This window comes from Streptomyces sp. NTD91, from assembly GCF_059510455.1.
On the sequence record NZ_JCAJZW010000004.1, the window covers coordinates 107,561 to 121,769 of the forward strand.

At 68.1% G+C, this 14,209-nt stretch carries 15 protein-coding genes; 9 read left to right on the forward strand and 6 right to left on the reverse strand.

The features are described from left to right. Window positions 1-17 precede the first annotated feature (17 nt). Together femX and AC5WRT_RS06450 are read right to left on the reverse strand one after the other, a co-directional pair. A complete protein-coding gene (gene femX, locus AC5WRT_RS06445; protein WP_496092174.1) occupies window positions 18-1,139 on the reverse strand; it encodes a peptidoglycan bridge formation glycyltransferase FemX in 1,122 nt (373 codons plus the stop codon). 177 nt (window positions 1,140-1,316) lie between these two features. After that, a complete protein-coding gene (locus tag AC5WRT_RS06450) occupies window positions 1,317-1,634 on the reverse strand; it encodes a hypothetical protein (protein ID WP_496092173.1) in 318 nt (105 codons plus the stop codon). 273 nt (window positions 1,635-1,907) lie between these two features. Here AC5WRT_RS06450 and rpsF point away from each other — a divergent pair, with 273 nt between their 5' ends. From rpsF to rplI, 4 genes are all read left to right on the forward strand, one after another. Then, window positions 1,908-2,198 carry a 30S ribosomal protein S6 gene (gene rpsF, locus AC5WRT_RS06455; RefSeq protein WP_014673750.1) on the forward strand — a complete coding sequence of 97 codons (291 nt, stop codon included), beginning with the start codon at window positions 1,908-1,910 and terminating at the stop codon, window positions 2,196-2,198. Window positions 2,199-2,276: 78 nt separating this feature from the next. Next, the gene (locus tag AC5WRT_RS06460; RefSeq protein ID WP_496092172.1) at window positions 2,277-2,852 is read left to right on the forward strand and encodes a single-stranded DNA-binding protein; all 576 of its coding nucleotides are present in this window, start codon (window positions 2,277-2,279) and stop codon (window positions 2,850-2,852) included. A gap of 41 nt (window positions 2,853-2,893) precedes the next feature. Further along, on the forward strand, window positions 2,894-3,130 hold the full coding sequence (gene rpsR, locus AC5WRT_RS06465) for a 30S ribosomal protein S18 (protein WP_003949403.1): 237 nt from the start codon (window positions 2,894-2,896) through the stop codon (window positions 3,128-3,130). 18 nt (window positions 3,131-3,148) lie between these two features. Beyond that, a complete protein-coding gene (gene rplI / locus AC5WRT_RS06470) occupies window positions 3,149-3,595 on the forward strand; it encodes a 50S ribosomal protein L9 (RefSeq protein WP_496092171.1) in 447 nt (148 codons plus the stop codon). Between the two features lie 160 nt (window positions 3,596-3,755). Here rplI and AC5WRT_RS06475 read toward each other — a convergent pair whose 3' ends face one another. Continuing rightward, window positions 3,756-5,093 carry an MATE family efflux transporter gene (locus tag AC5WRT_RS06475; protein WP_496100005.1) on the reverse strand — a complete coding sequence of 446 codons (1,338 nt, stop codon included), beginning with the start codon at window positions 5,091-5,093 and terminating at the stop codon, window positions 3,756-3,758. Between the two features lie 494 nt (window positions 5,094-5,587). Here AC5WRT_RS06475 and dnaB point away from each other — a divergent pair, with 494 nt between their 5' ends. Continuing rightward, complete coding sequence (dnaB, locus tag AC5WRT_RS06480) at window positions 5,588-7,066, forward strand: replicative DNA helicase (RefSeq protein ID WP_496092169.1); 1,479 nt, start codon at window positions 5,588-5,590, stop codon at window positions 7,064-7,066. An 80-nt stretch (window positions 7,067-7,146) separates the two neighbouring features. Beyond that, window positions 7,147-8,532 (forward strand): serine hydrolase domain-containing protein, encoded by a 1,386-nt coding sequence (locus tag AC5WRT_RS06485; RefSeq protein ID WP_496092168.1) that lies wholly within the window; start codon window positions 7,147-7,149, stop codon window positions 8,530-8,532. Between the two features lie 69 nt (window positions 8,533-8,601). Here the strand turns inward: AC5WRT_RS06485 and AC5WRT_RS06490 are convergent, their stop codons facing one another. Both AC5WRT_RS06490 and AC5WRT_RS06495 read right to left on the reverse strand, forming a co-directional pair. Beyond that, window positions 8,602-9,054, reverse strand: a complete 453-nt coding sequence (locus AC5WRT_RS06490) for a GNAT family N-acetyltransferase (RefSeq protein ID WP_496092167.1) — start codon at window positions 9,052-9,054, stop codon at window positions 8,602-8,604. Window positions 9,055-9,063: 9 nt separating this feature from the next. Further along, window positions 9,064-9,522 (reverse strand): MarR family winged helix-turn-helix transcriptional regulator, encoded by a 459-nt coding sequence (locus AC5WRT_RS06495; protein WP_496092166.1) that lies wholly within the window; start codon window positions 9,520-9,522, stop codon window positions 9,064-9,066. Between the two features lie 144 nt (window positions 9,523-9,666). On the opposite strand from AC5WRT_RS06495, the gene AC5WRT_RS06500 reads away from it, so the two are divergent. Together AC5WRT_RS06500 and AC5WRT_RS06505 are read left to right on the forward strand one after the other, a co-directional pair. Further along, window positions 9,667-10,875, forward strand: a complete 1,209-nt coding sequence (locus tag AC5WRT_RS06500; protein ID WP_496092165.1) for an MFS transporter — start codon at window positions 9,667-9,669, stop codon at window positions 10,873-10,875. A 95-nt stretch (window positions 10,876-10,970) separates the two neighbouring features. Next, window positions 10,971-11,390, forward strand: coding sequence for a GlcG/HbpS family heme-binding protein (locus AC5WRT_RS06505; protein WP_496092164.1), 420 nt, complete (start codon window positions 10,971-10,973; stop codon window positions 11,388-11,390). A gap of 73 nt (window positions 11,391-11,463) precedes the next feature. Here AC5WRT_RS06505 and AC5WRT_RS06510 read toward each other — a convergent pair whose 3' ends face one another. After that, window positions 11,464-12,330, reverse strand: a complete 867-nt coding sequence (locus tag AC5WRT_RS06510) for a GNAT family N-acetyltransferase (RefSeq protein ID WP_496092163.1) — start codon at window positions 12,328-12,330, stop codon at window positions 11,464-11,466. A gap of 529 nt (window positions 12,331-12,859) precedes the next feature. On the opposite strand from AC5WRT_RS06510, the gene AC5WRT_RS06515 reads away from it, so the two are divergent. Continuing rightward, window positions 12,860-14,206, forward strand: a complete 1,347-nt coding sequence (locus tag AC5WRT_RS06515; protein ID WP_496092162.1) for a globin domain-containing protein — start codon at window positions 12,860-12,862, stop codon at window positions 14,204-14,206. The last annotated feature ends 3 nt before the right edge of the window (window positions 14,207-14,209 follow it).

Below are 14,209 nucleotides of genomic sequence, written 5' to 3' on the forward strand. Positions count from 1 at the left end.
AATCAAACGCCCGCGGGTCAGCGGCGCGACATGTAGATGTCGAGGGCCTTGTGGAGCAGCTTGTTCAGCGGGAAGTCCCACTCGCCCAGGTACTCGGCCGCCTGACCGCCGGTGCCGACCTTGAACTGGATCAGACCGAACAGGTGATCCGTCTCGTCCAGGGAGTCGGAGATGCCGCGCAGGTCGTAGACGGTGGCGCCGAGCGCGTAGGCGTCGCGCAGCATCCGCCACTGCATTGCGTTCGAGGGTCGGACCTCACGGCCGATGTTGTCGGAGGCGCCGTAGGAGTACCAGACATGCCCGCCGACGATGAGCATCGTCGCCGCGGACAGGTTCACGCCGTTGTGGCGGGCGAAGTACAGGCGCATCCGGTTCGGGTCCTCGGTGTTGAGGGCCGTCCACATGCGCTGGAAGTACGCCAGAGGGCGGGGCCGGAAGTGGTCGCGCACAGCGGTGATCTCGTACAGCCGCTGCCACTCGGGCAGGTCCTGGTAGCCGCCCTGGACGACCTCGACGCCTGCCTTCTCGGCCTTCTTGATGTTGCGTCGCCACAGCTGGTTGAAGTTCTTGTGGACCTCTTCCAGGGAGCGGTTGGCGAGCGGCACCTGGAAGACGTAGCGAGGCTGTACGTCGCCGAAGCCGGCGCCGCCGTCCTCGCCCTGCTGCCAGCCCATACGGCGCAGCTTGTCGGCCACCTCGAAGGCGCGCGGCTCGATGAAGTCGGCCTCCAGGTCGCGCAGGCGCTTGACGTCCTGGTCCTGGATGCCCCTCTTGATCGTCTCGGCGTTCCAGCGCCGGATGATCACCGGCGGCCCCATCTTCACCGAGAACGCGCCCTGCTGCTTCAGGTGCGCCAGCATCGGCTGGATCCAGTCGTCCAGGTTCGGAGCGAACCAGTTGATGACCGGGCCTTCCGGCAGGTAGGCGAGATAGCGCTTGATCTTGGGCAGCTGCCGGTAGAGGACCAGCCCGGCGCCGACCATCTCGCCGGTGCGGTCGTCGAACCAGCCGAGGTTCTCCGAGCGCCACTCCGCCTTCACGTCGGCCCAGGCCGGGACCTGCATGTGGCTCGCCGCCGGCAGGCTCTGGATGTAGGCCAGATGTTGCTCGCGGCTGATGGTCCTCAGGGTCAGGCTCATGTCGGGGCGCTCCTCGGGCTGGTGTGTCCCCATGGGTTCAGGGGCTCCGGCTCTCGCGCCGAAGCCTACTGCGCCCTGCGAGCGCCCCGACTGGCGTACGGGCCTTAACCCCGGCCGGATGCGCGGCCGGGCGGCTCGTGCGGTGAAAAAGGGCGTCGGGCGGACGCCCTCCGGCCGTCAGCTGCCGACGAGCCCGCCGAACAGCCCGCCGTGCGCCATGCTGATCAGGAAACCGACCCCCGCGGCGCCGAGACCCAGGATCAGGATGAAGCGCTCCCGGGTCGTCACGGAGATCCACTGTCCGTAGATGCCGACACCGAGCCCCACCAGACCCGTCCACGAGGACAGCAGGTGGAGGCCGTGGAAGAAGGACGTGATGAAGGACAGGAACCCGAGGACGAAAGTCACCGCCATCAGGGTGTCCTGAAGCGGACGGCGCTTGCCGTCCGTGGCGAAGAGGGAACCGGCGACGTTGGGATGCAAAGCCTGTGCCATGGGCACCTCCTGCGGAAGGCGGCGCATAGTAGCGCCGTACACACCCGACGTGTACAGAGTGACGGCCTTCGCAGGCGGATTTCAACCGGAAGCGGGTGTGCGGGTAGTCTGTACCGTCTGCACCGGTGTCTGCCCACGCCTGCCCAGGTAACACTGCGGGATTCCCTCGCAGGCCCCCGATTGTCAGTGGCGGCCGATACCGTTGCGTACGCATCACAACCCTCCTGCCACGGAACGACCGTGGCCGCTGAGTCCAAAGGAGGTGGGTTCCACATGCGTCACTACGAGGTGATGGTCATCCTCGACCCCGATCTCGAGGAGCGTGCGGTCTCCCCGCTGATCGAGAACTTCCTGTCCGTCGTCCGTGACGGTGGCGGCAAGGTTGAGAAGGTCGACACCTGGGGCCGTCGTCGTCTCGCCTACGAGATCAAGAAGAAGCCCGAGGGCATCTACTCGGTCATCGACCTGCAGGCCGAGCCTGCGGTCGTCAAGGAGCTCGACCGCCAGATGAACCTGAACGAGTCGGTCCTCCGGACCAAGGTCCTCCGCCCCGAGACCCACTGAGCCCTTCCGCTCAGCTGATCTCGGGATTCGAGTAGCAAGCAAGCAGCCAGAGCAGCAAACCCGCCGAGAGGTTCCCCCATGGCAGGCGAGACCGTCATCACGGTCATCGGCAATCTTGTCGACGACCCCGAGCTGCGCTTCACCCCGTCCGGTGCGGCCGTCGCGAAGTTCCGTGTCGCGTCCACTCCCCGCACCTTCGACCGCCAGACGAACGAGTGGAAGGACGGCGAGAGCCTGTTCCTGACCTGCTCTGTCTGGCGTCAGGCGGCGGAGAACGTCGCCGAGTCGCTTCAGCGAGGCATGCGCGTGATCGTCCAGGGCCGGCTGAAGCAGCGGTCCTACGAGGACCGTGAGGGCGTCAAGCGGACGGTCTACGAGCTGGACGTCGAGGAGGTCGGCCCCAGCCTGCGCAACGCCACGGCCAAGGTCACCAAGACCGCCGGTGGCGCTCGCGGTGGCCAGGGCGGTTACGGCGGCGGTGGCGGCCAGCAGGGCGGCGGCTGGGGCGGAGGCCCCGGTGGCGGCCAGCAGGGCGGCGGCGCTCCGGCCGACGATCCGTGGGCGACCGGCGCTCCCGCCGGTGGCCAGCAGGGCGGCGGCTGGGGCGGCGGCTCCGGCGGCGGTGGCGGCTACTCGGACGAGCCCCCGTTCTAAGGGCTCGCATCCCCACTTCTTGATCACACAGGAGAAACACCATGGCGAAGCCGCCTGTGCGCAAGCCGAAGAAGAAGGTTTGCGCTTTCTGCAAGGACAAGGTCACGTACGTGGACTACAAGGACACGAACATGCTGCGGAAGTTCATTTCCGACCGCGGCAAGATCCGTGCCCGCCGCGTGACCGGCAACTGCACGCAGCACCAGCGTGACGTCGCCACGGCCGTCAAGAACAGCCGTGAGATGGCGCTGCTGCCCTACACGTCCACCGCGCGATAAGGGAAGGGTGACCGACTCATGAAGATCATCCTCACCCACGAGGTCACCGGTCTCGGCGCCGCCGGCGAGGTCGTCGACGTCAAGGACGGTTACGCTCGCAACTACTTGATCCCGCGGAAGTTCGCTATCCGCTGGACCAAGGGTGGCGAGAAGGACGTCGAGCAGATCCGCCGCGCCCGCAAGATCCACGAGATCCAGACCATCGAGCAGGCCAACCAGGTGAAGGCCCAGCTCGAGGGCGTCAAGGTCCGCCTGGCCGTCCGCTCCGGCGAGTCCGGCCGACTCTTCGGTTCCGTCACTCCGGCCGACATCGCGTCCGCGATCAAGGCCTCTGGTGGCCCCGAGGTCGACAAGCGCCGCATCGAGCTCGGCGCGCCGATCAAGACCCTGGGCGCCCACGAGACGTCCGTGCGTCTGCACCCCGAGGTTGCCGCCAAGGTCAACATCGAGGTCGTCGCGGCGTGACGCTGCGCTCGGCCTGAACGGCTGAGAGGGGGCCGACCCTTGCGGGTCGGCCCCTTTTCCGTTGTCCGTGCCCGGGACACTGCGCGGGGTCCTGGCATGTTCCACGTGAAACCGGAGTCACCGGGCCGAGATCTGAGCCGGGGCTCTCATGCCGACTTGTTCAGCGGGTCGCGCCTGTCACGATCCAGCGCCCCGACCGCATGCGCAGCCACAAGGTCAGCATGCGGACGGTCATCATCAGGGTCATCGCAGCCCACAGCGCCGTGAGACCTCCGCCGAGGGCGGGGACGAGCAGGGCGGCCGGAGCGAACACCGCGAGGGTGACGACCATGGCTCCGGCCAGGTACGGCCCATCGCCGGCGCCCATCAGCACTCCGTCCAGTACGAAGACGATCCCGCAGATCGGCTGCGACAGGGCCACCATCAGCAGTGCGGGCAGCGCCGCGTCCTTGACTCCGTAGTCGCTGGTGAACAACGGCAGGAAGAGCGGTCGTGCGGCCACCACGAGAAGGCCGAGGACCACACCGGTGGCGGTGCCCCACTGGACCATGCGACGGCAGCCTTCACGGGCTCCGCGGGCGTCGTTCGCTCCCAGGTAGCGGCCGATGATGGCCTGTCCTGCGATCGCTATCGCGTCCAGAGCGAAGGCCAACAGATTCCACAGGGACAGGATGATCTGGTGCGCGGCGACATCGGCGTCGCCCAGATGTGCCGCGACCGCCGTGGCGAGCATCAGGATCGCCCGCAGCGACAGGGTACGGACCAGGAGCGGGGCGCCTGCCTGAGCCGAGGTCCGGATGCCGGCTGTGTCGGGGCGGAGAGAAGCCCCGTGCCGACGGGCCCCTCGTACGACCACGGTGAGATAAACGGCCGCCATGCCGCACTGGGCGACCACGGTTCCCCAGGCAGAACCGGCGATGCCCAGCCCCGCACCGTACACAAGCCCCGCATTGAGTGCGCCGTTGGCGACAAAGCCCGCGACGGCGACATAGAGCGGGGTCCTGGTGTCCTGCAGGCCACGCAACACTCCCGTGGCAGCGAGGACGATCAGCATGGCCGGAATACCCAGCGATGAGATGCGCAGGTAGGTCGTGGCGTAGGGGGCAGCGGTCGTGGAGGTGCCGAAGAGGTCCACGATGCCGGGGGCCAGGGGGAGAACGACGACGATGACGGCGATCCCGAGGAGCAGCGCCAGCCAGATGCCGTCCGTGCCCTGGCGGATGGCGGCCTGCAGGTCGCCGGCGCCGACACGCCGGGCCACGGCTGCAGTGGTGGCGTAGGCCAGGAAGACGAAGACACTTACCGCGGTGGTGAGCAGGGCCGAGGCCACACCGAGACCGGCGAGCTGGGCGGTACCGAGATGGCCGACGATGGCACTGTCCGCCATGACGAAGAGAGGCTCCGCGACGAGCGCGCCGAAGGCCGGGACGGCCAGCGCCACGATCTCTCGATCGTGGCGCCGCCGGGTGGTCTCGGGTATCGCAGGAGCCTGTGTCATGACCACCAATCTAATCGTCCACAGGTAAGTGATGCAAGCGATAGTCACCCCTTACACTTTCTCTGCGGGTGTGTCCATTCGGGCACCGTTCGAAGCAATCTCGGCCCGGCTGGGGAAGTTTTTCTTCTGCACAGCCCGTGGACGGCAAAGATGCAGGTCAAAGTGGTGCTGAAGGTGAGCGGGAGGTCTTGTTCACAGGGCTGTCCACCGGGTCGTGCACAGGTTTCGGTGAGTTCTCCACAGCATACGGGCGGTCGTCCACATGGCCTGTGGATAACCAGATTGGCTGACGGTGCCGACAGGCCTACCGTTGTCCGGCGCCCGCTCCTTCCTCAGGCCTGGAGAGTGCCCTTCGAAGGCACCTTTTCCTCAGCCTTGGAATCGGTACAGAACCGACGCGTCGGAACCGGAGTTGGGCCTCTCAGTTGTCAGTGTCGTGCCGTACAAAAGAGGACACGGCGAGGTCCGCCGCGCGGACGGGAGGAGGTGGCTCGGTGAGCATTTCCGAGCCCTTGGACGATCCGTGGGCCGACGCCGGGCCCAGTGATCGCCTGCCGGCCTCCCGTCGACGCGGTGACGGCGGCCGGGGTCGTGACGAACAGCACGACCGGGGCAGGGAGAGCGGCTCCTGGGACGGCGGTAGTTCCTCCTTCGAACGGGTGCCGCCGCAGGACCTTGACGCCGAGCAGTCCGTGCTGGGCGGCATGCTGCTGTCCAAGGACGCCATCGCCGACGTGGTCGAGATCCTCAAGGGGCACGACTTCTACAAGCCCGCGCACGAGACCATCTACCAGGCGATCCTGGACGTCTACGCCAAGGGAGAGCCGGCCGATCCGATCACCATCGCCGCCGAGCTCACCAAGCGCGGTGAGATCAACAAGGTCGGCGGTGCCGCGTATCTCCACAGCCTCGTCCAGACGGTGCCCACGGCGGCCAACGCCGAGTACTACGCGGAGATCGTCCATGAGCGGGCGATCCTGCGCCGCCTTGTCGAAGCCGGTACGCGCATCACCCAGATGGGATACGCCGCCGACGGTGACGTGGACGAGATCGTCAACAGCGCCCAGGCGGAGATCTACGCCGTCACCGAGCAGCGCACCAGCGAGGACTACCTGCCGCTCGGCGACATCATGGAAGGCGCCCTCGACGAGATCGAGGCCATCGGTTCGCGCAGCGGTGAGATGACCGGTGTGCCGACGGGCTTCACCGACTTCGACTCGCTGACGAACGGTCTGCACCCGGGGCAGATGATCGTCATCGCCGCCCGGCCCGCCATGGGCAAGTCGACGCTCGCACTGGACTTCGCGCGGGCCGCCTCGATCAAGCACAACCTGCCGAGCGTCATCTTCTCCCTCGAAATGGGCCGCAACGAGATTGCGATGCGTCTGCTGTCGGCCGAGGCCCGGGTCGCCCTGCACCACATGAGGTCCGGCACCATGACCGACGAGGACTGGACCCGGCTCGCCCGCCGCATGCCCGATGTCTCGGCCGCTCCGCTCTACATCGACGACTCTCCCAACCTGTCGATGATGGAGATCCGCGCCAAGTGCCGGCGCCTGAAGCAGCGCAACGACCTGAAGCTCGTCGTCATCGACTACCTCCAGCTGATGCAGTCCGGTGGGTCCAAGCGGGCCGAGAGCCGTCAGCAGGAGGTCTCGGACATGTCCCGTAACCTCAAACTGCTCGCCAAGGAGCTGGAGATCCCGGTCATCGCGCTCTCCCAGCTCAACCGTGGCCCCGAGCAGCGTACCGACAAGAAGCCCATGGTCTCGGACCTGCGTGAGTCGGGCTCCATCGAGCAGGACGCCGACATGGTCATCCTGCTGCACCGCGAGGACGCGTACGAGAAGGAGTCCCCGCGTGCGGGCGAGGCCGACCTGATCGTGGCCAAGCACCGAAACGGCCCCACGGCCACCATCACGGTCGCCTTCCAGGGCCACTACTCCCGATTCGTGGACATGGCCCAGACCTGATCCGGCGCCGGGCCGGAACGACGTCTTCCGGCCGGGGAAATGGACTCGACGTCTGCCGTCACACCAGGTGGACTGGGCCCATGACGTCATCTCAGGAAGAGCTGCTCCCGTGGACGCGCCGCGCCCTGCTGCACCGGATCGCCGTCGCCCAGACAGAAGGCCGGGCGCCCTCGCTGGTCGCCTCCGTGGTGCGCGGTGGTACGGCCGTGTGGCACGGGGCGCGGACCTCGGTGGACGGGCACGGGCCGGACCAGAACGTGCAGTACCGGATCGGGTCCATCACCAAGACCTTCACCGCTGTGCTGGTGATGCGGCTGCGGGACGAGGGCCTGCTGGATCTCGGTGACCCGTTGGAGAAGCATCTGCCCGGCACGGGTGCGGGCGAGGCGACGGTCGCCGAACTGCTGGCGCACACCGCAGGATTGGCGGCGGAGTCGCCCGGGCCCTGGTGGGAGCGGACCCCGGGCGCCCTGCGCCCGGAGCTGAGCGATGTGCTCGGCGAACAGCCTCTTCTGCACCCCGTCGGCCGGCGGCACCACTACTCCAACCCCGGCTACACGGTGCTCGGTGCTCTGGTGGAGCAGCTGCGGGACGCTCCCTGGGAAGAGGTGCTGCGCACCGAGATCCTCGAGCCGCTCGGTCTGCACCGTACGAGCATGCAGTCCCAGCCGCCGCACGCCGGTGGATGGGCCGTGCATCCGTGGGCGGACGCGCTGCTGCCGGAGCCGCTGGAAGACCTGGGCAAAATGGCGCCGGCCGGCCAGCTGTGGTCGACCACAAGGGACCTCGCGCTGTTCGCCGCGTTTCTGGCCAGGGGTGACGACCGGGTTCTTAGCGCGGAGTCGGTACGGGAGATGCGCACACCTGCGGCCCCCGTCGAGGCGGCGGATGTGCTGGAGTGGGCCACGTACGGCCTTGGCCTGCAGATCCAGCGGCGTGACGGCCGGCTCCTGGTCGGGCACTCCGGCTCGCTGCCGGGCTTCCTGGCGAACCTCACCCTCAGCGTGGAGGACGACGTGGCCGCGGTCGTGCTTGCCAACTGCACCAGTGGACCGCTGCTGGGCGCGCTGGGAGCCGACCTGGTACGGATCGTGGCCGAGGCCGAGCCGCGGATCCCGGAGCCTTGGCGCCCGCTGCGCGAGGTCGATCCAGCAGTTCTGGAGCTGGCGGGGCAGTGGTACTGGGGGACCAGCGCCTTCGGTCTTCGGGTGAACGGCGGCGGGCTTCTCGCGCTCGGACCCCTGACCGGCAGTGGCCGGCGCTCCCGTTTCCGTTCCAACGGTGACGGCACCTGGACGGGGCTGGAGGGCTATTACGCCGGAGAGCTGCTTCAACCGGTACGACGCCCGGACGGGTCCCTGAGCCATCTCGACCTCGGCTCGTTCGTATTCACACGGCAGCCGTACGACCCCGAGGCTCCGGTCCCCGGTGGGGTGGACTCCGAGGGATGGCGGGGCATCCACTAGGCCTTCATGGCTCAGGGGGTGCGTTTCACGTGAAACGCACCCCCTGGATGTTCGGGTTCGGCGCTGCCGTCACAGACCGAGCTTGAAGCCCTCGTGGGAGGCGCTGAAGCCGAGTCGTTCGTAGAAGCGGTGCGCGTCGGTGCGTGTCTTGTCTGAGGTCAGCTGCACCATCCGGCAGCCGAGCTGTCGCGAGGTCTCGATCGCCCACTCGATCAACTGGCCGCCCAGCCCGCTGCCCCGTTCGTCTGTGTGGATGCGCACAGCTTCGATGAGCGCGCGGGTGGCACCCCGGTGCGAGAGTCCCGAAATGATCGTGAGCTGGAGGGTGCCGATCACGCGACCTTCGCGGATGGCGACGACGAGATGCTGGTTCGGATCGGTTTCCAAGCGTTCCAGCGCGGCCCGGTACGGGGTCATGTCGTCGGGGGACTCGCGCTCGGCGCCGAGCGGGTCGTCGGCGAGCATCGCGACGATCGGCGGCAGGTCGTCGACGGTCGCACGCCGTATTTCAAGATCTCCCATGAGCGCACCCTATGCCGGTGCGTTCAGCGACTCCACGACCCGCACCAAGGGGGCCAGTTCCGGGTACCTGGAGGCGTCGTCCAGGGCCTCGCGCAGGGCGGCGTCATGGGTGGGCCGTGCCTCCTCGAGGAGTCGCAGGCCCGCCTCGGTGACGTTGGTGTAGATGCCGCGCCGGTCGGTGGGGCACAGATAGCGCTCCAGCAGGCCGCGGTCCTCCAGCCGGGTCACCAGGCGGGTGGTGGCACTCTGGCTGAGGACGACCGCGTCGGCAACCTGCTTCATCTGGAGATGCCCGCCCTCGCCGTCGTGCTGGCGGCTGAGTACATCGAGCAGCGAGTACTCGCGCACGCTCAGGTCGTGCTTTGCCTGCAGGACGCGCTCGACATGCGCCTCGATCCTCCCGTGCAGCGCAGAGAGGGCGCACCAGCCCTGTGCGAGGGCGGTGAGCGCGGGATCCGTCGCTGTCATTCGCGTTCTCCTCCGTTCCGGAGCGGCTGCATCCAAGAGTAGAACAGGTGCGCAATAGTCAGCGATTGCATTTATCACGCGTCTGCAATTATTGTTGATGCACGTAAGGCGCACATGCAATCTTCTGGGAAGGTGTACCCCTCCATGCCTCTCGCGCTTCTGGCCCTCGCGATCGGGGCCTTCGGAATCGGAACGACCGAGTTCGTGATCATGGGCTTGCTGCCGCAGGTCGCGGGTGACTTCGGGGTCTCCATCCCCACGGCGGGCCTGCTGGTGACGGGCTACGCGCTCGGTGTGGTCATCGGTGCCCCGCTGATGACCGTGCTCGGCACCAAGGTCTCCCGCAAGCGCATGCTGATGCTGCTGATGGGCCTCTTCATCGCCGGCAACCTGCTCTCCGCAATGGCCCCCGCCTTTGTGATCATGCTGATCGGACGTGTGATCGCCTCGCTCGCGCACGGCGCCTTCTTCGGCATCGGATCGGTCGTCGCTGCAGAGCTTGTCGCACCCCACAAGAAGGCCGGAGCCATCGCCATGATGTTCACCGGTCTGACCGTCGCCAACGTCGTGGGCGTTCCGCTGGGCACGCTCATCGGCCAGCACCTCGGCTGGCGCGTCACCTTCGCGATCGTCGCCGCGCTCGGTGCCGTCGGCCTCGTCGGCATCGCCAAGCTGGTGCCCGAGTTGCCCAGGCCCGACGGCGTGCACCTGCGGCACGAACTGGCCGCCTTCAAGAACGCCCAGGTCCTTCTCGCCATGGCGATGACCGTCCTCGGCTTCGGCGGCGTCTTCGCGGCGATCACCTATATCGCGCCGATGATGACCCGCATCGCGGGCTTCGCCGACGGCTCGGTGACCTGGCTGCTGGTCCTGTTCGGTCTCGGCATGGTCGGCGGCAACCTCGTCGGCGGCAGGTTCGCCGACCGCGCCCTGATGCCGATGCTTTACGTGTCCCTGGGTGCTCTGGCTCTTGTCCTTGCGGTCTTCACGCTCACTGCCCACAGCAAGATCGCGGCGGCTCTCACCATCGCCATGATCGGCGCCCTGGGCTTCGCGACCGTTCCGCCGCTGCAGAAGCGTGTGCTCGACCAGGCGCACGGTGCACCGACGCTCGCGTCGGCCGTGAACATCGGCGCCTTCAACCTCGGCAACGCGTTGTCCGCCTGGCTCGGCGGCATGGTGATCGCGGCCGGCTTCGGCTACACGGCGCCCAACTGGGTCGGTGCCGCCCTAGCGGCTGCTGCCCTGGTTCTCGCCTTCCTGTCGGCGGCATTGGAGCGCCGTGGCGGCTCCCGCAGCACCGTGATCGCCTCCACCACACCCACCGGGCAGCAGACGCCGGTCCACCACTGAGCCGTGGCGGCACAGAGCACCCGACCACGCGCATCTCACAGACCTCCGTGCCGGGGCTCAGCCCCCTTTCAGCAACACCCGAGGAGCGAACCTTCATGAGCACCACCGCCGTCGCCCCGCTGTCCATCGAGGACGCCGAACTGCTCGTCGCCATGGCCCGCCGCGCGGCCGAGAACGCCGGGGTCACCGTCAGCGTCACCGTCCTGGACGCGGGCGGCCATCTACTCGCCTTCCGCCGGGACGACCGGGCCGTGCTGATCTCCGGCGAGACCAGTACTCGCAAGGCGTACACGGCGCTCCAGCTGAACGCCCCCACCGCTGACCTGGTCGACGCCGTGCAGCCGGGCAGACTCTTCCACACGCTGCCCACGGCCCTCGATCGGCCGCTGCTGTTCATCGCGGGTGGAGTGCCCGTCCACCGCGACGGCCGACTGATCGGCGCGGTCGGTGTCGGCGGCGGTGCACCGGAGCAGGACCACGGCTTCGCCGTCACGGCCGTCCAGGCGCTCGCCTGAGCCATCAGCCCGCGGGCACGAACGCCGGCCCCGCCGCAGGACGCGGCGGGGCCGGCGTTCGTCGCGGGACGACTCAGCCCGCGGCCACCGTCAGGGGGGCGAACCGGCGGGTCCAGTCCCCCGGGAGGTCCGTGATGCCGTACGTCATGATGGCGTTGAAGGCCACAGAGGCGAGTCCTCGCGCCTTCGCCCATCCCAGCAGTTCCTTGTGGCGCACGTCGATGTCGGTGCGCAGCGGGCGGGCCGTGTGCGCCGCCAGCGAGGCGATCAGCGCCTTGGCTGTCTCCGTGTCCCGGGCGACCAGAGGGCCGATGACATGGGTGTCCATGTTGGGCCACGCCGCCGAGTAGCCGGTGATGCGGCCGTCCTCCTCGGCCACCCGCAACTGGTCCGCGAAGGCGGGCAGCCGGGTGATCAGGGGAGTGCGGTCCGTACCGAAGACCTCCTCGTCGAGACGCAGGATCGCGGGGAGATCCTCCGCGCTGGCGGCACGGGTGGGTATGACGCACTCCGGCCCGCCCGGAGTGAAGCGGCCCACCAGCATCTCCGCCCGGCCCGTCACCTGGAACCCCAGTTCCTCGTACAGAGGGCGGCCGTTGGGTGTGGCGTACAGGGTGAGAGGAGTGGTCCCCATGGTCGCTACGACATGGCGTATCAGGCGGCGCCCGACGCCTCGGCGGCCATGACGTTCGGCCACCAGGACCATGCCGACGGCGCCGAGGTCCGGGCGCTCCGGCGGGCCGTACTCCGTGACCACGCAAGCGGCGACCAGACCGCCCACGGGGTCGTCGATACCGAATCCTTTGCAGGCCGTGAGGAGAAAACCCCACTTGTGTTCCTCGCGTGGCCACCCCCGGTTCTCGGACAAGTCGGCGCAGGCGGTGAGATCGCGAAGCGTCAGACGGCGGATGGGCAGAGCAGCGAGGGAAGGAGTCGACACGCAGGTCAGGCTGTCTGACCGACGCCTCGACGTCCAGCCGTTTCCCTGCACACACACCGTCTTTTGGTCATGCCGTGGCCGACTGCACAGCTCGTGGACAGCACGGCGCGTTTCACGTGAAACATGGGCTGCTGCTGGGTCTCGGGGGTCGTGGCGAGTCTGTGGAATGCCCGTGGATCGGTTCGCTCGGCCCGATAGTTGCCGGACTTCGCGTGCGTACCCCCGATCCATGAGGCGGGGGACTTGTGTGTGCGACCTCCGCCGGTAGGGTCGACTCCGGTTCACGTCCGGGACGGTGTTTCGCAGGTCCCACGCGGACCGAGAGCAGGGCAGGCAGCCAACGGGACGCACAGCGCGAGACCCGCGTTTCCGGTTGTGCACCATTGGAAAGCCACACGGGCGCTACGGCTGCCGCTCAACGGGGGAAAGCTGCGCCTTCTCCGGAGAGGGGGTGCGCAGACCGACCGCAAGACGTTCGAGGCGAGGGCACACCATGGACGCGCCGACCACTACGTCGGGGGATGACGACATGTCGGGCGGGGGCGGCTGGTTCACGCCGCGCACAACATCCCCTGCTCCGCCGCCGGACGCCGGACAGGAGACGTACGAAGGCTCGGCGGGCGTATCCGCCGCGCAGCCGGTGCACCTATCCGCCTCGGAGTCGGGGGCTTCATCCTCCCTGCGGCCCGTGGGCACTCAGCGCAGTGTGGACGCGTCCGCCCTCCAGCACGTACCCGCCCCAGGGGCGGCCACGGCCCCTGAGGAGGGGCCTGTGGACGCCATCCTCGTACGCCGCACGTTGGCCGAGATAGGCCCGATCGCCGACCAGGTCACCTCGTACTTCTACGCGCTGCTCTTCGTACGCCATCCCGAGCTGCGGGCGCTCTTCCCGCCCGCGATGGACATCCAACGGGAGCGTCTGCTGAAGGCGCTGCTCGTCGCGGCAGAGCACCTGGACAACACTCCGGTCCTGGTCGGCTACCTGCGGAACCTGGGCCGTGGGCATCGCAAGTACGGGACGCATGCCGAGCACTATCCGGCCCTCGGGGAATGCCTGATCGACGCCCTGAGCAAGTACGCCACCACCGTCTGGAGCCGCGAGACGGAAGCGGCATGGGTACGGGCCTACCGGACGATGTCCCAGGTCATGATCGATGCCGCGGCGGCGGACGAACTGCGGACTCCGGCGTGGTGGCACGCGGAGATCGTGGCGCACGACCTCAGGACCGCTGATGTCGCCGTCCTCACCGTCCGCCCGGACCAGCCCTATTCCTTCCTCGCCGGGCAGTACACGAGCGTGGAGACGCCCTGGTGGCCGCGCGTGTGGCGGCACTACTCCTTTGCTTCGGCGCCCCGCTCGGACGGCCTGCTGACGTTCCATGTGAAAGCCGTGCCGGCCGGCTGGGTGTCCAACGCACTGGTGCACCGCGCCCGTCCCGGAGACGTCATACGCCTCGGGCCGCCGTCCGGTTCCATGACCGTCGACCACTCCACCGACAGCGGCCTGCTCTGCCTGGGCGGTGGCACCGGCATCGCGCCCATCAAGGCGCTGGTCGAGGATGTCGCCGAGCGCGGGGGACGCAGGCCTGTCGAGGTGTTCTACGGCGCCCGCACCGACCACGACCTCTACGACATCGATACCCTGCTCCGATTCCAGCAGAGCCATCGCTGGCTGTTGGTTCACCCGGTCATCGACCAGCAGGCCCGCATCCAGCTCCCCGACGCCCTGCGGTCCTATGGTCCATGGAAGGAGCACGACGCCTATCTCTCGGGACCGCCCGGAATGATCCGCAGTGGTATCCATGCGCTCCGCGACATCGGCATCCCGCAGAGCCGCATACGGCACGACGCGATGGAGGAACTGCTCGGGAACTGAGCG